At 41.5% G+C, this 22,708-nt stretch carries 17 protein-coding genes and 1 pseudogene; 1 reads left to right on the top strand and 17 read right to left on the bottom strand.

Going from position 1 to position 22,708, the window contains the following annotated elements; translation table 11 throughout:
- Nucleotides 1–41: 41 nt before the first annotated feature.
- The 3 genes from BLT91_RS17910 to BLT91_RS17920 form a co-directional block, all read right to left on the bottom strand.
- Nucleotides 42–1,448, bottom strand: coding sequence for an amino acid permease (locus BLT91_RS17910; protein WP_090823350.1), 1,407 nt, complete (start codon nt 1,446–1,448; stop codon nt 42–44).
- A gap of 76 nt (nt 1,449–1,524) precedes the next feature.
- Nucleotides 1,525–2,121 (bottom strand): YitT family protein, encoded by a 597-nt coding sequence (locus BLT91_RS17915; RefSeq protein WP_090823352.1) that lies wholly within the window; start codon nt 2,119–2,121, stop codon nt 1,525–1,527.
- Nucleotides 2,122–2,159: 38 nt separating this feature from the next.
- Nucleotides 2,160–3,308: an aminotransferase class V-fold PLP-dependent enzyme gene (locus BLT91_RS17920; RefSeq protein WP_090823452.1), complete on the bottom strand. Its 1,149-nt coding sequence runs from the start codon at nt 3,306–3,308 to the stop codon at nt 2,160–2,162.
- A gap of 41 nt (nt 3,309–3,349) precedes the next feature.
- Here BLT91_RS17920 and BLT91_RS17925 point away from each other — a divergent pair, with 41 nt between their 5' ends.
- The gene (locus BLT91_RS17925) at nt 3,350–4,048 is read left to right on the top strand and encodes a Crp/Fnr family transcriptional regulator (RefSeq protein WP_090823354.1); all 699 of its coding nucleotides are present in this window, start codon (nt 3,350–3,352) and stop codon (nt 4,046–4,048) included.
- A 75-nt stretch (nt 4,049–4,123) separates the two neighbouring features.
- Here the strand turns inward: BLT91_RS17925 and BLT91_RS17930 are convergent.
- The 14 genes and pseudogenes from BLT91_RS17930 to BLT91_RS18000 all read right to left on the bottom strand — a co-directional run.
- Nucleotides 4,124–4,424, bottom strand: a pseudogene (locus BLT91_RS17930) (DDE-type integrase/transposase/recombinase); the annotation flags it as partial.
- 110 nt (nt 4,425–4,534) lie between these two features.
- Nucleotides 4,535–5,623: a mandelate racemase/muconate lactonizing enzyme family protein gene (locus BLT91_RS17935; protein WP_090823358.1), complete on the bottom strand. Its 1,089-nt coding sequence runs from the start codon at nt 5,621–5,623 to the stop codon at nt 4,535–4,537.
- A 239-nt stretch (nt 5,624–5,862) separates the two neighbouring features.
- Complete coding sequence (locus BLT91_RS17940; protein ID WP_090823360.1) at nt 5,863–6,699, bottom strand: phytanoyl-CoA dioxygenase family protein; 837 nt, start codon at nt 6,697–6,699, stop codon at nt 5,863–5,865.
- 354 nt (nt 6,700–7,053) lie between these two features.
- Entirely contained in the window at nt 7,054–7,938 is an 885-nt protein-coding gene (locus BLT91_RS17950) for a carbohydrate ABC transporter permease (RefSeq protein ID WP_090823364.1), read from the bottom strand.
- A 17-nt stretch (nt 7,939–7,955) separates the two neighbouring features.
- The gene (locus BLT91_RS17955; RefSeq protein WP_217635240.1) at nt 7,956–8,855 is read right to left on the bottom strand and encodes an ABC transporter permease; all 900 of its coding nucleotides are present in this window, start codon (nt 8,853–8,855) and stop codon (nt 7,956–7,958) included.
- 125 nt (nt 8,856–8,980) lie between these two features.
- Nucleotides 8,981–10,651 carry an extracellular solute-binding protein gene (locus BLT91_RS17960; RefSeq protein ID WP_090823368.1) on the bottom strand — a complete coding sequence of 557 codons (1,671 nt, stop codon included), beginning with the start codon at nt 10,649–10,651 and terminating at the stop codon, nt 8,981–8,983.
- Between the two features lie 96 nt (nt 10,652–10,747).
- Nucleotides 10,748–12,424: a response regulator gene (locus tag BLT91_RS17965; RefSeq protein ID WP_090823369.1), complete on the bottom strand. Its 1,677-nt coding sequence runs from the start codon at nt 12,422–12,424 to the stop codon at nt 10,748–10,750.
- Nucleotide 12,425: 1 nt separating this feature from the next.
- Nucleotides 12,426–14,180: a sensor histidine kinase gene (locus BLT91_RS17970; protein WP_090823371.1), complete on the bottom strand. Its 1,755-nt coding sequence runs from the start codon at nt 14,178–14,180 to the stop codon at nt 12,426–12,428.
- Between the two features lie 194 nt (nt 14,181–14,374).
- Complete coding sequence (locus tag BLT91_RS17975) at nt 14,375–15,511, bottom strand: glycerate kinase (RefSeq protein ID WP_090823373.1); 1,137 nt, start codon at nt 15,509–15,511, stop codon at nt 14,375–14,377.
- Between the two features lie 64 nt (nt 15,512–15,575).
- Complete coding sequence (locus BLT91_RS17980; RefSeq protein ID WP_090823375.1) at nt 15,576–15,851, bottom strand: YciI family protein; 276 nt, start codon at nt 15,849–15,851, stop codon at nt 15,576–15,578.
- A 77-nt stretch (nt 15,852–15,928) separates the two neighbouring features.
- On the bottom strand, nt 15,929–17,371 hold the full coding sequence (locus tag BLT91_RS17985) for an NAD-dependent malic enzyme (protein ID WP_090823377.1): 1,443 nt from the start codon (nt 17,369–17,371) through the stop codon (nt 15,929–15,931).
- On the bottom strand, nt 17,368–19,548 hold the full coding sequence (locus BLT91_RS17990; protein ID WP_090823378.1) for a malate synthase G: 2,181 nt from the start codon (nt 19,546–19,548) through the stop codon (nt 17,368–17,370). Before BLT91_RS17990 ends, BLT91_RS17985 begins: the two co-directional genes overlap by 4 nt.
- A gap of 27 nt (nt 19,549–19,575) precedes the next feature.
- Complete coding sequence (locus tag BLT91_RS17995; protein ID WP_090823380.1) at nt 19,576–20,343, bottom strand: fumarylacetoacetate hydrolase family protein; 768 nt, start codon at nt 20,341–20,343, stop codon at nt 19,576–19,578.
- Nucleotides 20,344–20,401: 58 nt separating this feature from the next.
- Nucleotides 20,402–22,636 carry a helix-turn-helix domain-containing protein gene (locus BLT91_RS18000; protein WP_141225023.1) on the bottom strand — a complete coding sequence of 745 codons (2,235 nt, stop codon included), beginning with the start codon at nt 22,634–22,636 and terminating at the stop codon, nt 20,402–20,404.
- Between the last annotated feature and the right edge of the window lie 72 nt (nt 22,637–22,708).

The following is a 22,708-nucleotide window of genomic DNA, read 5'->3' on the forward strand; positions in this document are numbered from 1 at the left end:
CAAACGCCAGCTTTCAACAGGGTGCTCTATTACACCGATAATTATTTATGGATCTCTCCTATTTCATTGCTGCGGATGATTTGCATTTTCTTATACTTGGCAAAGTAAATTATCGTTAAAAAACCAAGCCAAGGTACTCCAACAATCCACGAAATATCCCAAAAATCTTTGTCTAATCCCATGGTGATTAATACCGCCGCAATTAAAATGATGCCGATAATTTGTAAGTAAGGGAAGAATGGAGCTTTTACCGGCAGCTCCTCTCCATGCTTTGCCCATTGCTTCCTGAAATTGAGATGGCTAATTAATGTGATCAGCCATACATAAAGGGCTCCGAATAAAGCGATGCCGAATAAATAGTTATACGCCAATGGACTGAACTTCGCAATAATTCCGGCTATAATAACACCTAGACTTGATAACCACAAGGCATTCACTGGCGTACCGCTTTTGTTGAGCTTGCCCAGAGATGCAGGCGCATAATTACCTCGAGATAGTGAAAATATCATCCGCGTCGTTAAATATAAATTTGTATTCATGCTGGAAAGTGCGGCAGTCAAAACGACAAAATTCATAATTCCTGCTGCATAGGCAAAACCAAAATGATCAAAAACCTGAACGAATGGACTTTGAGTAATTTCCTTCGCCCCTGCATTAATCCACGGAACAACGGCCAACATGATACTGATGGCTAAAAAGTAAAATGCGATTAAGCGGAAAACCATTGTTTTCATCGCACGAGGAACCGCCTTATTAGGGTCTTGTGCTTCCCCAGCAGTAACAGCAACTACCTCCACTCCCACAAAGCTAAAGATCGCCATCAAAACCGCCATCCAAACACCGCTAAACCCGTGCGGCATAAAACCGTTATGATTTGTAAAGTTGGCAAATCCAACTGCAGGAGTTCCTATACCAAGAACGGCCGCTATCCCAAAAATAATAAAGGCTACGATGGCAACAACTTTGATCATGGCAAACCAGTACTCAATAGATCCGAAGTTTGAAACTGACCGCGAATTTACAAAGATGAGAACGGCACCGAAACCTAAGGTCCAAACCCACACTGGTATGCCAGGGAACCAATACTGCATATAAATACCTACAGCTACCGCTTCTCCTCCTATGGCAATTACTTGTGCTGCCCAATAGGTCCAGCGAGTAGTAAATCCTGCCCACGGACTAATATATTTTTCTGCATAGACCCCAAATGACCCTGCTGTAGGATGAGCAACTGCCATTTCTGAAAGACTGTACATCATAATTACGGCTATTATAGCTGCAATTACATAGCTAAAAATTACCGCTGGACCCGCATAATTGATGGCAATAGCACTTCCCATAAATAGGCCCGTCCCTATTGCTCCACCTAACCCGATCATTGTCAATTGCCCTTTTGTCAATTTTCTGTGAAGTCCTGATTCACGTTCCATTAACTCATCTTTCTTCATACATTTTCCCCCTAAATGATGTGGCTTCGACATAAGTAAGCGTATACAATTCTGAAATGAATAACTTTGTTTTTAATCAGCTAGTTTCGCTGATGTTTATTTTCATTCGTTTTCCTAAAGTTAAGCCAATATCTACCGATTTACCTGCAAGATAGATCGCCACTATAGTTAGCAGTAATTTCAAAAACCCATAAAGGTAACCGGTAGACAGGACAATGACAGCATTTAGTAAGAACATTATTTTTCCTATTGTCCATCTAGGCCAAATTTTATTAATGACCACACAGGCAATATCCGTTCCACCTGTTGAGCCACCTGCAAGTAGTACGAAAGCTATGGGAATACCGCTAAAGATTCCTCCGCAAATACAACCGAGCAAAGGCTGCGAAAACCCTACAACAGAAGAGAATAATGTTAAGAATAGTGACATCGAAAGCATTCCGATAGTGCTATAGATGATAAACTTTATCCCTACATACCGATATCCTAATAAAAACAAAGGAATATTAAACAATAAATATATGAATCCTAAAGAGATCGGTACAAAGTGTCCAATAATAATGACGATTCCCCCAAGACCGGGAGCAATGATGTCATTCGGTTTCATAAATAAATAGTAGGCATAGGCCGTTAAAGCTGTTCCTGCAACAATCAACAGAATCTCAAATACCATCTTTTTCAGTTAGCATCACCTCCTCCATTGTTCAGATTTTAGACGACTTCAAATTTGGATTTCAGCTCAACCAGCATATCAATTGCAATGGCGACTTCTTCTTTTGTATTGTAAAAATGAGGTGCAATCCGAATGACATCATTGCGCGCTGACACAATAACTCCTTTCTCCCTCATTTTCATTTCGATCATTGACGCGTTCGAGCATTGAAATGCCGTGTTAGCTGCTTTTCGATTGAGATCTAGTGGACTTGCGATGGTTAGTTCCTTTTCTTGTCCATAAGAAATGGCAAAGCTTGATAATTCGTTAAGATAAGACTCAATTCGATTAATACCCATCTGATTAATCAGTTCCATTGCTGCATTTGCGGCATATGCGTTGATCATTGGAGGAGTCCCCGTATCAAATCGCCTTGTTCCTTCCGCATAATCCAGTGACTTAACATCAAACGAAAAAGGGTTTATTCGGCCGAACCAACCGGTAATGGAAGGTTGCAATTCATTGGCAAGTTCTTTCTTAACATATAGGAATGCGATTCCCGGTATCCCTAGCAAAAACTTCTGAGCTCCTGCTGCAAGAAAATCAACATCCATCTGCTTAACATCTATAGCAACACAACCTGCTGACTGATACGCATCAACAAATAGCCGAGCCCCTTTATCGTGCACGATGGAGGAAATTTGTTTTAAATCTTGTTTAAGTCCATTATAATAAGCAACATGTGACATGGAGACAATCAAAGTTTGTTCATCCACATATTGATCATAAAATTCAATAGGAATCTCGTTGTTTTCACTTGGAACAAATGAGATTTGGGCTCCCCGAGATTTTTGAGCCAACCAGACATGCCCGATCGAAGGAAAATCCATTTCGGTGGTCACGATTTTATTCCTACTTGTTGTAATTTGCAACGCAGATGCAACTGCTGATGCCGCTAAAGAAAGAGAGGGAAGCACCGCAATTTCATCAGGTGACGCATTTATTAATGTGGCAAAGGATTGTTTAGCCATCGCTACACGATTCATCCAGCCCATCCAGTCCATGCCTTCAGCTAGCCAACCGTCGGTATACTCTTTTATGGCCGCTTCCACTTGAAGGCTCATCGCGCTTTGTGAACAACTAGACAGCTGAATCTTGTTTTTCAAAATTGGAAAATATTCTCTTTCCTTAACAAAAGGATATTCCACAAACATCTCTCGCTTTCAATTTTTTTTTGAGGAGATCTAAAATGACCAAGATAGAAAGCGCTAACAATTCTTCGGTAACATCATGGCTGGAAAGCTTGCCTTTTCATTGGCATCCACTCCCTCAACTTGGACAAAAACTGGTTTTAAAAAAGCATGATTTTATCTTCTTGGAAAATCAACCTAATGACTTTGTCTATCTAGTTCTGAACGGACGTATTCGATTATACATTACCTCTCTTAATGGCGTGGAGAAAACAATCGCGATCATTGGAAAAAACGGGATGATTGGTGAAAATGGCATCTTTGATAACGATACATCGTACAACCATAGCGCTATTACTGCTAGTAAGGCTACTTTAATTAGAGTTGATCGAAAAAAACTCGAAGAAACTTTGAAAAGCAATTTTGAGCTTACGCGACAAATTTTGCTTTTGGTAAACTTAAAAATGAGAATTATGTCATCCCAATTATTGCAGCTAAGCTCTTATTCCGCCATCCAGCGAATTAGTCATACACTCTTACAGTTAGTTGATACGTATGGGTTTAGAAAAGGTGAAAAGGAAATCATTGGAATCAGCTTTACACACCAAGAATTAGCCAATCTAGTGAGCACATCAAGAGTGACAACGGCAAACACTTTAAAAAACTTGGAACGAAGTGGCGTCATTTCAAAACAAAACGGCAAGTACGTAATTGAAGACAAGACGCGCTTGATTTCTTTAGGAACCAATCACAATTAATTTTGATATGCACTCATTTTATAAATTATTTATTAATTATTCTGTAAAGTAGTTTACAACATATAAAATTTCTCACTAGTGACCGAAATCCGAAAGCTGATGGATGAGTTGAACGACAAAAAGGGGCGACGAATGATTACATTCGACTTGCCCCTTTTTGATCATATGCATCGCTTCAATTCCTTGTATTCGTTTGCTCTGCTGTTAGAAATGATTTAAAACCAAGTATTGGGTTCGTTCGTTTTTTGATGAAACGATGATCCTGTTTTAAGATGTTATGGAGATACTTCGTCTGTCTTATCTGTGTTTCATGTGGCAGTTTATTATTATTTTTTAGATTTTCTATAGCCACCGGAAAAGCTTGGTTCTTATCTACTTCTGCCGACATTCCGTCGCTAAAACTACAGCCTGAATCACATCACGACGGTCCCCCCCTCCATGCATGCTTTCATACGTTCCTACATTTATCATCTAGTACTTAAGGACTTACATAACCGAAATGGCAGTTTCCAGTACTTTCTTCTCATCCACCTCTAATCCCAACCCATGGCCTTGAGGAACAAATAAATATCCGTCTTTGAATTCCAATTGATTTTTAAACAGCGCCAACAGTTCGTCACGATGACCGGTAAATTCTTGATGATACATCGCATTGGAGACAGACGCACAGAAATGTAAACTTGCTGCAGTGCCGATTGTGGGTTGAGTGTTATGGACAACTATAGGCTTACTCCATGCCTCTGCAAGTGCGGCAATTTTCTTGGCTTCCGTCATTCCGCCGCACTTTACCAAATCCGGCTGCAAAATATCAGGTTTGCCTTGCAACAGCAGGTCTCTGAATTGCCAGAGCGTATATTCATGTTCGCCAGCGCTTATCGGGGTATCTAATGCGTCGGACACTTGCGCCATCGCCAAGTAATCATATTGGGGGGTCGGCTCCTCAAACCAAGCAAGACCAATGTGTTCTTCAAGATAACGCCCTATCTGTATCGCTTTATGTGCAGTATATCCGTTGTTTGCATCAAAAGCTAATTTTACTTCATCGCCAACAGCCTTACGGATGGCTTTCATCATGGCAATTGCCGGGTCATTAAGTGTTTCGCCTTTTAACGGTCCGTAATTCATTCGTAACTTAGCGACACCATAGCCTTTTTCTACATTGGATGCAATGATCTTAACTACTTCATCCACTGTTGCTTTTCCGTCCCAACCAAAACTGTAGTAGATATTGACCCGGTCCCTGAAACGTCCGCCAATCAACTGGCATATCGGTTTATTTGTAACTTTTCCGAGAATATCCCACAATGCAATATCGATTCCCGACATGGTTTCCAGAAGCGCGCCCGATGGTCCGAGTTTATGGCGTTTAATAAACATGTTCTCCCAAAGAACTTCAACATCGAATGGATCACCGCCGATAATCAAAGGTTTTAGTGAATGCATGGCCATTGCTTGAAGCACATGCCCTCCCATAGGGGAACATTCACCCCATCCGCTAATACCTTCGTCGGTGTCCAATTTAATAAATATGCTTCCCCAAGGGAGAAGATAGCTGGTCATGTTGGTAATCTTCATGCTTCCAACCTCCTTAGGGATAATTTCAAATACCTTAGCATAATTTTCGAAACGTAGATTTCGGGAATCCAAAAGGCTATTGCTTTAAGTTTTGATTGATAAACGTCGGTTTTGATATCTACTGATTCGTTCAGGACTGCTTGACGATTTTATGTGCTGCGCTCATTCTTTTACCACTCGAAACAACTAAGGTACCAGCATTTAATTCATCCGATTAGCTTATCTCTTTCATATCACCATTATTTTCTCACCTGAACAGGAGCGTGCTCCTCCAGCCATCCCCTTAACGGAACTTCCTCGGCGGTCGGAGAGTAATATCCGTTGCAGTTGATCCCAGCACCCAGCAATTGACGTCGGACCGGCTCGGATTGATCCCATAAATCCTGGACCGTCATATCGTCTTTCGTCCTGATCCACCGGTACCCGTAACCATAGAAGAGAACCTTGCGGGTAATGTCCGACCAATTCGGACTGGCCGAATGCCATAAACGCCGGTCAAAAATCACGGCCGTTCCCGGTTTAACGCAGACAGGAATCGCTCCTACGGGTTGGCCGTAACCGCCCTCGGGACGTTCGATCGTATTCTGAAGATGACTATTAGGAACGATCCAGAAGTTTCCACGTCCCTGCTCTGAAAGATCTGATAAGAAATAGGCAACCTTAAGAGACATTCTCGGACGAGGATCCGACTCCATCTCCACATTCATTCGGCCGCTGTCCTGATGCCAACCGAGTGTCTTATCGTCTTTTTGCAACCCGGTTGGAGGCGTAACAATCATATGAGCGTGATAAAGGTAAATGTTCCAGCCCAATATCCCCCATACTTTAGGCAGTACTTTCTCGTAATCCACCAGATCGAGGAAAAGATTGTGATCGGGAATAAAATTAGGATGGAACAATGCTTTCTTAATTTCGTGTCCAAGCCTAACTTTTTCGTCGAAGATGCGGTCGACTTCCTTGGTCAACGCTGTGACCTGCCCAGGAGACAATACGTTCTCCAGGATCAAATATCCCGTTTCGTCAAAGGTTCTGCGTTCTTCTTCAGTCAATACGTACTGTAGGCATGATTCATTCATTTGAACATTCCTCCGTTTGAATTATAGTTAACTAAGTTTAATAAGCAGCGATTCCCATACTTCGAGTTTATTAACCGAAATGTACAAGATATTCCCTTTCCGTTCAAAAGGTGATGTTCGATCTGAAATAAGTTGCCGAACTTCCAAACGTCTTCACTAGATTGAAGTGTCAATTCAAGCTTAATATCATGAATCGGCATGTTTACAGCTAATGGTCGGCGGCCTAGGCCATTAATTAAATTCAAGATGATATACTTTTCCTTTCGAAAACAAGCGACTTTGGATGATGCGCAGCGGCTTTAGCCACCAGTCCTTTTGCGAATTAATCATCGGTTCACTCCCTTGGCCTCTAAATCATTCTTTTACGCTGCCCAAAACGATTCCTTTTACAAAATAACGTTGAAGAAAAGGATATACCATCAAGACGGGGAGAGCCCCTAAAAAGATTTGAGCGGCCTTGTATGTGCGATCGGACATTTCTTGCAATTTGGACAGATCGGCTTCGCCCATTAATTCAAAATTCGGTTCGATTACAACAGTTCGCAAATAACTTTGCAGAGGATAATTTCTAGGAGAGTTCATGAAAATCAGTCCGTGAAACCATTCATTCCAGTGATTAACGATACAAAACAAGGTCAGGGTAGCCAAAGCCGGTTTCGACAAGGGCACAAAAATTTTCCACAGTATGGTCCAATGTCCGGCACCATCAACAAAAGATGCATCCTCGAGTTCCTTAGGCAAGTTACGGAAAAAATTAAGCAAAATGATTACATTGAAGACCGGCACTGCATTAGGAAGAATCAGCGCCCAGATCGTATCCAACAAACCGGTTCCCCGCACCACCAAGTAATTAGGAATAAGACCCCCGTGGAACAAAATTGTCACTACAAATATCCAAGCATATATTGTCCTTCTTCTGAAATTGGCCGTTTGTTTGGCTAACGGATAAGCTACGAGAATGGTCAGAAACATGTTGACGACAACCCCTAAACCTACCCTTTGCAAAGTGACCACAAAAGAACGAGCAAACTCCTGTTTTTCCAAAACATAGTTATAAGACGCAAAAGTGAAGTCAATCGGCCAGAGCGTCACGAAACCGGCACTTGCGGCCGCTGCGGAGCTTAATGATATGGAAAAAACATGAACCAAAGGCAAGATGCACAAAATGGACATTGTAATTAAAAATGAATAATTGAAAACATTAAAAATACCGCGACTTACTGATATCTTATGAAGCATGATCCTATGTCTCCTCCCTAAAAGATACGATAATTCGCTAAGCGATAAGCAAGAAAATAGGAGACGGAGATGAGAACAAGAGAAACAATCGATTTGAACAATCCGACTGCGGTAGCTACAGAATACTGGGAATCAATCAGGCCGATCCGATACACAAACGTATCGATGATGTCTCCGCTTTGATACACTTGCGGGCTGTACAAGTTGAAAACTTGATCGAAACCTGCGTTCAGGACTTGCCCAAGGCTCAAGGTTGCCAGCAGTATGATAATTGGCAGCATTCCTGGAAGCGTAATATAGATCGTCTGCTTCCACCGGTTGGCTCCATCCATGATGGCTGCTTCATACAACGCTGGGTTAATTCCTGTTATTGCAGCCAGATAGACAATCGTGCTGAAGCCGAATTCCTTCCATTCGTTGGTTATCACCAACACGTACGGAAACCATTTGTTATTGCCGAGAAAAAAATTGGGTTCCAATCCGAATAAGGTCAAAAGCTGATTTACGATCCCTTTTGTCGGTGATAGAATATCGATTAAAATTCCCCCCAATATAATCCATGACAAAAAATGAGGCAGGTAAATTAGGGTTTGAACTGACCTTTTGATAGAATTCTTATAAATTTCGTTCAACAACAAGGAGATCACGATTGGTACAATTAATCCCGTAATCATTTTCATCAAAGAAATAAAAACCGTGTTCCATATGATTTGCATTGTTCCCGGCATAAGAAACACGTAATTAAAATTGCTTAACCCCGCCCATCTCGAGTTGAATATACCCGTTACCGGGTTAAATTTTTGAAAAGCAATAACAAGTCCCAACATTGGCCCATAGCTGTATATGAGAATTAAAATCAGCCCTGGTAAGATCATCATATCTAGAGTTAGTTGGTTCCACTTTATTTTCTTGTTCATGATGTGCCTCCTGAACCTATGAAGAGCTGCTTAAACAAATTTGAAAGACCGGGTTAGAGGGGAATCCGCTTTCATAGCACACGTCCCCCACACCCTCTTTGTTATAATAATTTATTAGTTAATTATTATTTTTTTGTCTCGTACCAAGCATTAACTTCTTTTGTAATATCATTACCACCGAGATTTTTCCAATCGTTTACAAACTTATCGAATTTGTCCAATGAATTCCCCAAAATAATATTGGTAAACGTCTCAAGTTCCAGCTTTTTCAATGTTGCTTGCCTTTCCACCATGGTAGGGGTCGGCGGACCGTAATACTCATTAGACATTAATGGAAGTTCTTTGTCCCTGTATTTACGTTGGATCTCCAATGATCCGTTATTGCCGTAAATTTTTTCGTAATTCCAAAGTGACCGATCTCCATTCATGGCCTTCTTTAGATTGCCCAAATGCTGTTTGTCTACCGTATCCAATTTAGACTCATCTCCGGTTTTGATCGCATTAAGGATCAGCTCACGCCTTTCCATCAGTCTCTTTAGAACAGTTCCTCCATTAATGGCCCGGTAATGAAAGAGTGCGATGCCTTCAGGGCTTGTATGGTGAGTCTCTACCGCTGCGCGGGGGCTTTCGATTTTTTCCAATGTGAGATTCAGCAGCTTGATTACTGCTTCGGGATTTTTAACCCCTTTTTTCACAACAAAGAATTGATTAAAGCTCAGTGGGTTCTGAGCTGCTGCTGGAGAACCATCAATCGAAGGGAACGGGTATGCCTGCCAATCCGCTTTCGGATCATTTTTGGCGTTGTTCAGTAGAGGCCCGTCAGGATTGACAAGAGCACCATAATACAAGCCGGCTTTCCCTGAAGAAACAAGCTCCTGTGCCTTGGCAGAATTCTTGACGCCGAATTCCGGGTCAATCTGTCCGTCTTTATACATTTCTTGCAATTTGGCCAGAGCCGCTTTCATCTCCGGTTGTACACTGCCATACACCAATTTACCGGAACTATCTTTTGTCCAAATGCCCTGATAAGCGTGAAAGCTATTCACAAAACCTTCAAGATCAACCCAGTAGTCCCATAAGTTCATGGATGCCCCAAGTCCATAGGTATCCTTCTTGCCATTTCCATCAGGATCTTGATGGGTAAAAGCACTTGAAATCTTAAAAAGATCCTGCATCGTCTTAGGTTCCGGCAAGTTCAACTTTTTGAGCCAATCGGTACGTACCCACAGCACTCTGTTAGTAAGGGATTGACTGGGAGGAATAGCCATCAATTTGCCGTCGAAGGTCGCTGCCTTTTTCGCGATCGGACCGTTTTCAATCATTTCCTTTGTAAAAGGCGCAGCATACTTATCATATAATTTTGTTAGATCTTCCAGTTTCCCTCCTTCAACAAGCTGCTTCAATTGAGTTGCGTTCACCTTGAAAAAGTCAGGCAAATCACCACTCGTAATTGTGAGATTCAATTTGGAGTCGTATTGATCTTCATTGACGATCCATTGATTGCTCAGCTTAATTCCAAGTTCATCTTCGTACGTTTTATACCAAATGTTATTGTTAAGATCTTCTCCTGTTTTAAAGGACATTGATGAAGAAAGCCACCTTACGGTCGATAACTGAATAGGCGGGTCATATTTGCCTAACGGATTTAAATTCTCCTGCTTCTGCTGAGTGTTTTGCTGGTTGTCTTTGCTAGGATTTTTTGTTTCTTGAGCGCTTTCATTTGAATTGCTGCAAGCTGACGCAAAAATCAATAACAACACGATGAGAAGATTTAAACTCGCCTTCCATTTTTTCATGCCTTTCCCCCTTAACAAGAGTAATCATTCATGGATGCATCCTTAACTTCATAATAGATTCAATGCGCTTCAAGGAAAATGACCTGTTGTTTACATTTAGCGCTTTTCATTGACTTGTTTGTTCATTTGAATGTCCCTATATTCCTGCGGTGATAAATTGGTTTTGCTTCTAATAAATCTCGCGAAATATGATTTCGATTCGAATCCAACGGCATGGGCGATTTCTTGAATTTTCATATTGGAGTGTTCCAATAACATTTTAGCTTTGTTGAATTTCACCTCGTTAATATAGTCCGACAAACCTTGCCCTGAAATTTGTTTGTAAAGTCGGCTTAGATATGAAGGGTTTAAGTAAACCACTTCCGCAAGTTTCGTCAATGAGAGATCTCCGCCCAGGTGGGTTTCTACGTAGTTGTTTACCCGTTGAACAATATGAAGCTTCTGTTCCTCCTGTTTTATTTTTTGCCAGGAAAACAGCAGAACAGCCGTTTCATTCAAATATTGGACGGCATCATCCCATGTCGCATGATGTTCCAAATGCATCAGCTTGTTTATATCTATTTGGGGCGCAATGATTTCAGACAGGTTTAAGCGATTGAGGTAAGATAGAAACATAAGAGAGATGGAATAATAAATTTCCGACAAGACGTAATAGCTGCTTTCCTTCCTATTTTTTTCAATGAAATCTTGTAGTGACTCGAAGAACTCTGACTTTTTTCCACATTCCAAATGGAGCTGTAGAGCTTTAACAGGAGTTAACACTGCGGAAGCATACTGTTTATTTTGCGATACAGCGTTATCAGGGGACAATTCGTAACATTCATCGGTTATCAGCATTTCATTGCCATATCCAAGCCCCCAGGTCATCAAGCTTTTTAAGTTTATAAATCTTTCAGGTACGACTTCCCAATCATATGGCCTACGGCTAGTGACAAAAGAGAGGGATAGCTTTAATAGCTCTTTGCAAGTGTCCTGAATGTTTTCCATCATACCATCGATGAATCTAACTGTTTTCTCAATCAATTCCGGTGACGTCTGTCCATCCATCCCCTCCTGTTTTGGTTGAATGAGTAAAACAAATTTGGATCGATCATATACAACGAAGATCAGAGAATAACCGATCAAGTTTTCTTCAACTATATTTTGAACTGCATAAAGTAGCAGGGATTGATCCTTTGACGTGATGCTTTCGTTCCAATGATCAATTCTACCCAATACCAGCATGACCGGTGCACGAGCGTTTAGACGTATATCCAGCTCTTCAAATCTTTGTGCTAATGTACGATAGGATGCTAATTGCCCTTCCAGCAGATGCAGTAAAAAATCCTTACGCAGGACAGGCATGCTTAAATAAAATTGTTCCTTCGCATTTTCAATTAGCTGCTCTCTTTGAAGCTCTTTAGACAAGATAGAGGCAGCTCTTTTTATGGCGTCAATCACTTTATGATCTCCGTCGATTTTTAACAAATAATCAAATCCACCATTTCTAAGCGCGGTTTGAGCATAATCAAAATCATTGAACCCCGATAAAAAAATGACTTTACAATGAGGCCATTGCTCGTTGATCAGTTGCTGCAGCTCAAGTCCACTCATTCCCGGCATACGGATATCGCTCAGCACAATATCTAATTTGACTCTCGGAAGCCACTGAATCACTTCTTGCGCAGAGTAAGCACAAATTATATCCAGTTCCAGACCTCCGATTTGTTGGAATACGTCATGTAACCCTTGTACAATGTGCTTTTCATTATCAACGATTAATAATCGGATCATTCTACGTGTTCCCCCGTATCGGAATCGTTATTGTGACCTTTAAACCGCCCAATCCGCTTCTGGAGATAACCAGATCTCCTTCATTACCGAACTTCATTTTCAGCCGCCTGTAAACATTGAGTATGCCGCTTCCTTCATTATCCAATTTGGAATTGGTCTGAACCGATTTCAACATATGTAAAGATTCATCAGTCACTGGATCCCCGTTATCTTCGATATGAATATGCAGTAGATGTTCGTTTACGTCCATTTGGATGCTGATCAACCCTTTTCTCTGTAAATCCTCTAATCCATGTTTATAACAGTTTTCGATCAGCGGTTGAAGTATCAGCTTGGGCACGTATAAACCTTGTGTATCTTGCGGCGGATCGGGGAATTCAACGTAAATATGGTCTTCAAAACGAATACATTGTATTTCCACATAAGCCCGGGCGTTTTGTATTTCTTCCTCCAATTTCACCTCATCCGCGCTTTTGGTAATAAAATGAAAATACTTCCCAAGATTCTGCGTCAAATGAGCTACCTTCTCCATCTCCTGCATTTTGGCCATTCGGTATAAGTTATAAAAGCTGTTGTATAAAAAATGCGGATTAATTTGGGACTGAAGTTGACGAAGCTCCGCGAGATGAACACGATACTTTTGCTCATACACTTCTTCAATCAATGTCTTAAGCTTCTGTACTGTAGAATTAAATTGCCTGTATAAGTAACTAAATTCATCTTTGCTTTTATGTTGGATAGAAAGCTCAAAGTCTCCTTTCTCTAGATTACGAAATGCTCGTACTAACTTGCTCAAAGGTTGGTGAATCAATTGATATATCCAATAAGATGCGATAACAATAATGAAAACGGATACAACAGAAAGCATCCAGAACCAGTTATTAAATTGGCTTAATGGTTTTAATACTTCTTTTTCCGGCACCGACATCATTAAGGTAATTCCCAACGTACCTGATTTTTCGAATGAAACCATATTATTTTGCTCACCTTTGCGTAATGAATGGATCCCCGCGCTCTTACTGTTCTCCATTTCCTTACCACGAATAAGTTCCTTAAACTTGTCCATTATGGATGGATCATTAACGTTTGAGATATACCAATCCAATTGATCACTTACTATCATTACACTTCCATTTCCCTCGATAGGAAACTGCTGCAGCATTTTCAGCAGTGCATTTTGGGAAATCTCAATACATAACACATAATTGGGATCCCGTTTCTCCATCACCAATTGTTCTGGAAATGCTAGATTGATGAATATGCGATCATTCCAGTTAAAGAATGGAGAAGAAGACAAATCAGTTATGGCTTGAAATGCTTTCCATTCGTCCTGATTCATTGTCTCATACAAATTATTCGCAGAGATGACCTTATTAATTTGCGGGATGTAAGCCGACACATTCAGGATGTAGCTGTTGGCGTCCCGCACTAAGATCAATCGTTTTTGCAGCCGGATTATGGCATCTTTTTTCTCCACTTCTGTCATGATTTTCGAAGTAAGACTTAGTTTCTCGAGGTCCTCGTCAGCTGTATACTGCTGAAGCTGCTTAATCGTTTTCGAAAATTCAAGTTCCAGCGAACTTAAATAAAAGTGAACTTTGGATTGCATGGATTTGGAAATTTCTACTTTGAATTGACTTGCTCCTGCTTCATTAATTTTTATTCCTATCCAGTAAAGAGGCATTATGATAATTAAGAAAGTAAGCACTAGTTTATGGTAGATAGAGAAATGAGGGGTATAACGCTTGGCAATCATCGTTTACTCTCCTACAATTATTTATGTATGACCATGGATGAAGCTGATAAAGCTGTTTCCATTATATACTATAAAGTAAGGGTTATAACACAGCAGGACTGCCGAGTAATCGGCAGCCCCAAGTTTTTTTTGAACCACAGTTCTCGTTAGTTTAGTAAATTGGAGGGACGGGTAATATCGCAACCCTGACCTCCTTAGATATTATACTTCGATGCACGCACTAAACGTGCTACATTCATTGCCGTTTGAAATAGCAATTTTTCGGCGTTCTGCATTGATTCACTGAGTGAGATCGGCCCCAGTGCGATGGAATGACAGCTTACAAAATAATCGTACAGTTGTTCGTAACCGTTCCCCAGCCCTCCTGAAATCAGTATGGCTTTAACTGTATGTTCTTTGGCCAACTTAGCAACATGGAATGGGAGCTTTCCATAAAGTGTTTGAAAATCGCTCTGGCCTTCCCCCGTTATGACCCAATCAGCACTTTTTATTTTATTAGCCAATCCAGCGGCCTCCGTCACAACGCGCGCACCTGAAACCATTTGGGCATCCAACATAAGTAAAGCAAATCCAAGTCCGCCGGCAGCTCCCGCTCCAGGCAGATCTCGTAGCTGCAAACCAATTTCGCCTTCGATCAATTGAGCATAAGCATTCAAGGAAGCATCTAACTCCGATATCTGCTGCTTCGTCGCCCCTTTTTGCGGTCCAAATATAAAGGAGGCGCCTTTGGGGCCGCATAACGGATTGTCCACATCGCTCGCAATAATAATATTGCATTCTCTTATTCTGGGATCCAGCATACTGAGGTTCACAGTTTGAATATGTTTTAAGGATGCGCCAATCGGAGTCACGCTTTGACCACCGCTGTCGAGGAAAATCCCCCCCAAGGCCTGCAGCATTCCCAGTCCGCCATCGTTGGTTGCACTGCCACCTAGTCCAATAATAAATCTCCGGTAACCCTGATCCATTGCATGGAGAAGAAGTTCCCCGACACCGTAACTTGTAGTCATCAGCGGATTTCTTTGGTGCTCCGGGATCATTGGCAATCCTGCAACTTGCGCAATTTCGATGACCGCTGTCACTCCGTCCCCCAACACTCCATAGTTAGTGATGACCGGTTGCATCAGCGGTCCGGTTGCATTGGTCTCCACTTTTACTCCATGCGATGCATACAGTAAAGCATCCATAGTTCCTTCACCTCCGTCGGCCATAGGAACCATTTCTACTGTTGCTTCTGGAAAAACTGTATGCCAAGCATTTTTGATGGTGATAGCAACTTGTGATGCCACCAAACACCCTTTATAAGAATCCGGCGCTACAACAATATGCATAAACTACCCCTTCCTCGAAATCTTGAAGTTCATATTGTGGTCGGAAAAAACAGAGAAGATGCACTCACTTGTTGGAGTCGCCTAGAACGATTTCCCATTCGTGAATTTCGAAACCTCTTGCTTTGTAAATCACATACGGGTCTTGCTCAACAAAACGCTGCACCTGTTCGAACGATTCCGCCATGTAAATCACCAACCCGCCAGCCCCGTCTAGGAAACGTCCGTTTGCAAATATTTTTCCCTCTTCTCTCAATTTAGCAAGATATTCGAGATGCTGTGGACGATATTCAACGCTTTTTTCCGGACTGAGCATGGGTAAAAAAACTACGAAATATATCAAATGATCTCCTCCATTTCTATGGAAAAAAGGCACTCCGCCAATAGTCAAAAGCCGAGTGCCTCAATTTCTAACGATAATTAATTTGTACTAATCTGCGACAATTGTTTCGAGACTTTAAATTCTGGCGGTATTCGGCGAGCTACACCGGATTGAATGGCGGCCCATATAACTTGATCCCGAATTTCCTGTACAACCTTCTCATTAAAAATGGAAGGAATGATATATTGTTCATTTAATTCCTCGTCTGATACGGTTAATGCGATTGCCCGGGAAGCAGCTAATTTCATCTCCTCGTTAATTTCACTCGCTCTGCAATCAAGGGCTCCACGAAATATACCCGGAAAACAAAGTACATTATTGATTTGGTTTGGAAAGTCGCTTCGTCCGGTGGCAATCACTCTGACATGTGGCCCGGCCACTTCAGGGTCTATCTCAGGGGTTGGATTCGCCATAGCAAATACGATAGGATCGCTGGCCATACGACAAACATCTTCCACTTTTAACACATTCGGTCCAGAAACACCTATGAAGACATCCGCACCTATCAAAGCGTCTGACAGGCTTCCTGTCAAGCCTTCCGGGTTAGTGTGCAGCGCTACCCAATCCCACAATGAATTGTCGTATGAAATGCCGCGCGTCAAAATGCCTTGACGATCTACGGCAACTATGTCAATGGCTCCTGCCCCTAAAAGCATTTTAATGATGGATACACCAGCTGCACCGATGCCAACTACGACGATCCGGATATCCTCCATTCTTTTTTTGGTTAAACGCAAGGCATTAATAATCCCGGCTAATACAACAACAGCTGTCCCATGTTGGTCATCATGGAACACAGGAATATCCAACTCTTCCTTAAGGCGAGATTCGATCTCAAAGCATCGCGGAGAGCTTATATCTTCCAAATTGATTCCACCAAAGGCTGGTGCAATATTCTTAATCGTCCGTATGATATCTTCCGTATCTTTTGTATCTAAACAAATTGGAACTGCGTCAACACCAGCCAATTGCTTAAAAAGCATAGCCTTACCCTCCATCACAGGCATAGCAGCTTCAGGACCTATGTCTCCCAAACCGAGAACAGCCGTCCCATCGGAAATAACAGCAACGGTATTGCGTTTTATTGTCAGAGTAAATGCTTTATGTGGTTCTTCATGAATCGCCATGCATACTCTCGCTACCCCTGGTGTATAAACTTTCGATAGATCATCCCTGTTTTTCACAGGTATCTTAGGTTGGATTTCTATTTTACCCCCTAGATGAACTAAGAAAATGGGATCCGATATATGATGCAATACAACACCTGGCAGCAATCTGATTTTATCCGTCATCAATCCAACGGCCTGCTCCCCAAGATTGACCGTAATATCTCTCGTTGTTGATTGTTTATCCGATCGAATCACATCAATTGCTACTATATCTCCTCCGGCAAGACTTACGACATTAGCCATTTCACCGAAGGTTGTCACTTTTTGGTCCAGTTCAATACGCAAAATAATGCTGTTGGATGAGGATTTCAATATATTTCTCTCCCTCTAGCCTTGAATTCCATGCGTCTGCGGTGCAAAATTGGCTCGGTGTAACCGTTTGGTTGTTCATACCCTTTGAAAACCAGCTCACAGGCGGCTTGAAATGCCACAGAGTGATCAAAATCCTCAGCCATAGGGCGGTATGCGCGATCACTGGCATTCTGCTCATCCACCACTTTAGCCAAACGCTTCATGGTCTTTAGTATCTGGTCTTCCGAGCAAATCCCATGGTGAAGCCAGTTTGCCATGTGTTGACTGGAAATGCGCAGTGTGGCGCGATCTTCCATCAATCCCACGTTGTTAATATCCGGCACTTTGGAGCACCCAATCCCCTGATCTATCCAACGAACCACATAGCCAAGTATACCTTGTGCATTGTTATCTAGTTCCTGCTGAATTTCCTCAGGGCTCCATTGCGGGTCTTTAACTACTGGAATTTCCAATATATCCTCTAGAAAATCTCTACTAGTTTCTTTCAATTTGTTTTGAACTTCGTTTACATTAATTTGATGATAATGAAGTGAGTGCAATGTTGCCGCTGTGGGTGAAGGTACCCAAGCGGTATTACAGCCTGCTTCCAGATGCCCTACTTTCTGCTTCAACATTTCCTTCATCAGGTCAGGCATGGCCCACATGCCTTTACCGATCTGAGCTCGACCTTGCAAGCCACAAGCTAAACCTATGTTCACGTTCGATTGTTCATAGCCTTGCAACCAGCTTGATGACTTCATGTTATTCTTACGAATCATTGGTCCTGCTTCCATGGAAGTATGCATTTCGTCACCCGTTCGATCCAAGAAACCAGTATTAATAAATACAATTCGATCCTTCACTTGACGTATACAAGCTTTCAAGTTTAAAGAAGTACGGCGTTCCTCATCCATAACACCAATTTTAATTGTATTGCGTTCCAGGCCGAGCATATCTTCAACACGATTAAACAGTTCATTAGCAAAAGCCACTTCTTCGGATCCGTGCATTTTTGGCTTCACAATATATATGGAGCTTTTGCGAGAATTTTGATATGGACTGTTTCTCAAGAGATCGTGCTTAGCAATGAGGCTAGTCACAGCAGCATCTAAAATCCCTTCGGGGATCTCCTGACCGTCCCGGTCTAATACAGCATTAATCGTCATCAAATGTCCAACGTTACGAACAAATAAGAGTGAACGCCCAGGTAAGCTAAATTCCTCTCCTGCGAGGGATGTGTAGATTCTATCAGGATTCAAGGTTCGTATAACGGATTTGTTACCCTTTAGGAGGTTAGCGAATAGGTTTCCTTTCATTAATCCTAACCAGTTCCTGTACACCAGTACCTTATCCTCTGCATCCACAGCAGCAACAGAGTCTTCACAATCCATAATGGTCGTCAGCGCTGCTTCCATAAGGATGTCTTTAATGCCTGCCTGATCCGTTTTGCCGATCGGATGACTTCGATCAATTTGGATTTCAAAGTGCAGCCCGTTATTGGTTATTAATATGGCGGAAGGCTCTTCTGCCTGTCCCTGATAGCCCACTAGCTTAGAAGCATCCTTGAGACCAATAATTTGCCCATTACTAAGTGATACAGACAATTGACCATCTACGATCGCATACATCACAGCTTCTTTATGTGAATTTCCCATTAATGGCGCCGCTTTATCCAGGACCCCCCTAGCGTATGCAATGACTTTCTCGCCACGAATCGGATTATAAGTAGCTGTACGTTCACCGCTTCCTTCATCATCAATAGCATCAGTTCCGTATAGAACGTCGTAAAGGCTTCCCCAGCGGGCATTTGCGGCATTAAGAGCATAACGGGCGTTATTTACCGGGACGACTAACTGCGGGCCTGCTTGCAAGGCAATTTCATTGTCTACCCCTTGGGTAGTAATTTGAAAATCTTCTACTTTCGACTCCAGATAGCCAATTTCATGCAAAAATGATTTATACTTCTCGAATTCAACATTTTCTTTATTTTCCTTATGCCATTCATTTAACAGCTTTTGAAGTTCATCTCTCTTGGCTAATAATGCCCTGTTTTTTGGTACTAACTCGTGGATCAAGTCATCTAAATCAGACCAGAACTGCTCACGCGTCAAACCGCTGTCAGGAAGAGCTTCTGAATTTATAAACTGATAGAGAACCGCAGCAACCTGTAGATTACCTACTTTTATATATTCGTTCATTTAGTTGTCTCCCTCTTTTTTTATGTATTATGATTTTTGAGCAATAATAGGATTCCGCAGGTGTCCTATCCCTTCAATAAAACAATCAACAACGTCCCCATCACGGACCAAATCAGCACCAGCAGGCGTTCCCGTCAGGATGACATCTCCTGGCATGAGGGTCATGAATCGGCTGATATAGGATATCATCGCGTCAATCGGCGTAATGATACGTTCCATCATGGCATCCTGCTTGACTGTATCGTTCACTGTTGCTTGAATGCGAGCTGAGTGATAATTGAATTCGGTAACAATCACCGGACCAAGAGGGCAAAAAGTATCAAACGATTTTCCGATTGTCCAGTGTCCTTCCGAATGGAAATAATTGAAGGCGCCGATGTCGTTGGCTACCGTATAACCGAAGATCACTTCGTTCACTTGTCCCGGGTCAATGTTTTTCGCTTCTTTCCCGATAATGACAGCAAGCTCTGATTCGAATTTGATCTCATCCGTTCCCAAGGGAAGCAGAACGGGGTCTTCTGGACCGACTACTGTGGTCAAGGGCTTGAAAAATAGGATCGGCATATCTGGAATTGCCGGCTTGGGGGCCCCTTCGCCGACAAAGTTTTTGCCGATACCTATAATGTGTCTAGGCGTAATCGGAGCTTTGAATTGAACATCACTCAGAGAGAAAGTATTTCCAGTAAGAGTCAGGGAAGCGAACAAGTCTCCCGTAAATTCACGAATGTAATGGTCTTCCACGATTCCGCTGCGTATCTCGGTTTCGCCGGAAATAGTAAATCGGGCTAGTTTCATTTATAGGCACACCTTTCTTGTTCATCATTATGAACAACGTTCTGGATTAGTTCGCTAATTAGGATAGATGTTTCGTTCTGAATTGACTTGGGGTCATATGGATGTACTTTTGGAAGATACGAATAAGACTTCTCTCCGAATAACCTATTTTCTCGGCAATTTCCAGAACACTTAACTTTGTATTCAGAAGCAAATTCTGCGCTTCTTTTAATTTAAGCTCCAACACGTAATCTAAAAATTGTATTCCCATCTCTTTTTTGAACAACTTACTGAGGTGTGACTGACTAATACCTGCAAGATCCGCGCATTGCATAAGAGAAATATCCTCGTGAATATGCTCATTAATGTGCTGGCAAACTTGTAGAACTAACGAGTTCATGTTAGTCGATTTTTCAAAGGCTTTCTCATAATAAGGAAATACTTGTTGGATGAACCAATCATTAACTTCTGTTGAAGTCTTTCGTTCTTGTAAAGTGAACAATAAATTGGAATCAAAAATTTGGGAATATCCTTTTCTTATAAGTGACTTGGTCATCGTACCGAGCAGCATATTATAGCATTGAGAAATGATGACGTGGGATCGGGATGAACGTACAGCCATTATATATTCTTTAAGATTTTCCTCTGCGTCTTTAATTCGCTGGTTTTCAAGGTTATCAATCAATATTTCTTCGATGTAAAAAGGATAGTAAAAGGATGCCTGCTTTTTTAGTAAGTCCAAATCTTGAATAAAAATAACCTGGCTTTGCTCCTCGTAAAGACGGTATTGCAGCGCCTCCAAAGCTTCTCTATAGGATCCGGGTATATCCTCTAGGCAGCGGCCAATTCTTCCTACACCAATGCAAACATTTAATTTCAAATAAGTATAGAACCCATGAACCAAATCGGAGGAAAAATCGGTAAGCTTGCTCTTCATCTCGTTTTCCGTCAGATCATGGGGAAAAGATATAACAGCTGTACCAAGTCCGATGCGGTTAATGACAACTTCCCCTTCCATTTGGTCCTGCTTAAGCAGAATTTCGCTCATCACATTCTTCACAATAAAAGAGAGTATTGAGCCGTCAGTGCGCCCAAACCGCGTTTCCTTATGCATATTTTCCAGATTAACCATCAAAACGACAAATGCTTTATGTTCATGCGAAATAGATACCTCATGCTCATTCATATGGGTTAATGCTTTTTCGTGAGTACGGTGCTCCAACAATTGAAGATATAATCCTTCCTTAATCGTAGGCTCCCATTTTTGCATGTAATGATTAATCTTTTGTGCCTGTTCATTTAAGTAAATCCAACTATCTTGAATAAAAGTGATATCACTATCGGAGCGAGACTTAAATTGTGTTTCTTTATTTAATTTTTTACCTAGATCGATTAATTGCCGAATAGGTCGGTAGGCTTTCAAACTAAGGAAAACGCTTACAGCGATCCCGATATTAATAAATAATAAAATTGTAATTACAATAACCCAGCGAATCCAGCTTTTATGCTCTGATATATCGGTTTCAGCAATTTTGGAAATGTAAGTTCGGCCTAATTCCGTTTTTCGATAGCTGTAGAAATAACGCACTCCCGTTTCGTCTTCCATAAAAAAGTGATTACTGGCTTTCTCCGATTTAATAATATCTGTGATGGAAGGTTCGTTCAGGATGGAACTAACGTTTTGGAAATATTGACCTGCGTGAACTAATACATGATTCGACGAATCCAATACGAGCATGGATTGACTATGACTGTAAACAATAGGCTCTTCTAAATATTTACTCATAAGGTCATTATTTAACTTGGTTATTAAAAGCCCCCGCGCCTTCTGGATGTCGTTGGACACAAGAAACCGAACACATGCGAGGGAGTCTCCCATATTCTCTTGCCTAATAAGCAGACATTGATCTTTGGGTTCGAATTGCATTAAATAATCGAGTACTGACCGTAATTTATACATCTTTTTGAGAGCAAAACCTTGCTCATTGTTAAGAATGTCTTCTGATACGTCATCATACAAAATAATATCTTCAATAAAATCGTTTGAACCTTTAGTGACCTGAAGCATTTTTGATATTTCCAAATGCGCTAATATTTTTTCGTTAGAATCGCCATCAAAAAAAGAATTCTTAATCAATGGATCCGTAGCAAGCTGGAGAGATGAACGCTCAACTGAACTAAAAATTCTCTCAAGTCTGTCTTTGGCTCGAGCCAAAGAGGAATCAGATATTTGAGCAGCTTCATTGACGCTGGATTTCATCGATAGATGATAGTAAACACCACCAATTAATAAAACGGGCAAACATGCAGACAAACAACCAAACCAGATGAATCTAAAAAGGAAGGATTTTCTATTGTTTTTCAGCGGAATAAATTGATTGAGAAA

The sequence above is a fragment of the Paenibacillus sp. yr247 genome (genome assembly GCF_900103825.1).
Classification (GTDB): domain Bacteria; phylum Bacillota; class Bacilli; order Paenibacillales; family NBRC-103111; genus Paenibacillus_E.

Excerpts from the sequence above, each read along its gene's own strand:
- BLT91_RS17955 (WP_217635240.1), bottom strand. The coding sequence starts at position 8,855 with ATGAACAAGAAAATAAAGTGGAACCAACTAACTCTAGATATGATGATC.
- BLT91_RS17995 (WP_090823380.1), bottom strand. The coding sequence starts at position 20,343 with ATGAAACTAGCCCGATTTACTATTTCCGGCGAAACCGAGATACGCAGC.
- BLT91_RS17965 (WP_090823369.1), bottom strand. The coding sequence starts at position 12,424 with ATGATCCGATTATTAATCGTTGATAATGAAAAGCACATTGTACAAGGG.
- BLT91_RS17940 (WP_090823360.1), bottom strand. The coding sequence starts at position 6,699 with ATGAATGAATCATGCCTACAGTACGTATTGACTGAAGAAGAACGCAGA.
- BLT91_RS17950 (WP_090823364.1), bottom strand. The coding sequence starts at position 7,938 with ATGCTTCATAAGATATCAGTAAGTCGCGGTATTTTTAATGTTTTCAAT.
- BLT91_RS17925 (WP_090823354.1), top strand. The coding sequence starts at position 3,350 with ATGACCAAGATAGAAAGCGCTAACAATTCTTCGGTAACATCATGGCTG.
- BLT91_RS17970 (WP_090823371.1), bottom strand. The coding sequence starts at position 14,180 with ATGATTGCCAAGCGTTATACCCCTCATTTCTCTATCTACCATAAACTA.
- BLT91_RS17910 (WP_090823350.1), bottom strand. The coding sequence starts at position 1,448 with ATGAAGAAAGATGAGTTAATGGAACGTGAATCAGGACTTCACAGAAAA.
- BLT91_RS17915 (WP_090823352.1), bottom strand. The coding sequence starts at position 2,121 with ATGGTATTTGAGATTCTGTTGATTGTTGCAGGAACAGCTTTAACGGCC.
- BLT91_RS17960 (WP_090823368.1), bottom strand. The coding sequence starts at position 10,651 with ATGAAAAAATGGAAGGCGAGTTTAAATCTTCTCATCGTGTTGTTATTG.
- BLT91_RS17990 (WP_090823378.1), bottom strand. The coding sequence starts at position 19,548 with ATGAACGAATATATAAAAGTAGGTAATCTACAGGTTGCTGCGGTTCTC.
- BLT91_RS17975 (WP_090823373.1), bottom strand. The coding sequence starts at position 15,511 with ATGCATATTGTTGTAGCGCCGGATTCTTATAAAGGGTGTTTGGTGGCA.
- BLT91_RS17935 (WP_090823358.1), bottom strand. The coding sequence starts at position 5,623 with ATGAAGATTACCAACATGACCAGCTATCTTCTCCCTTGGGGAAGCATA.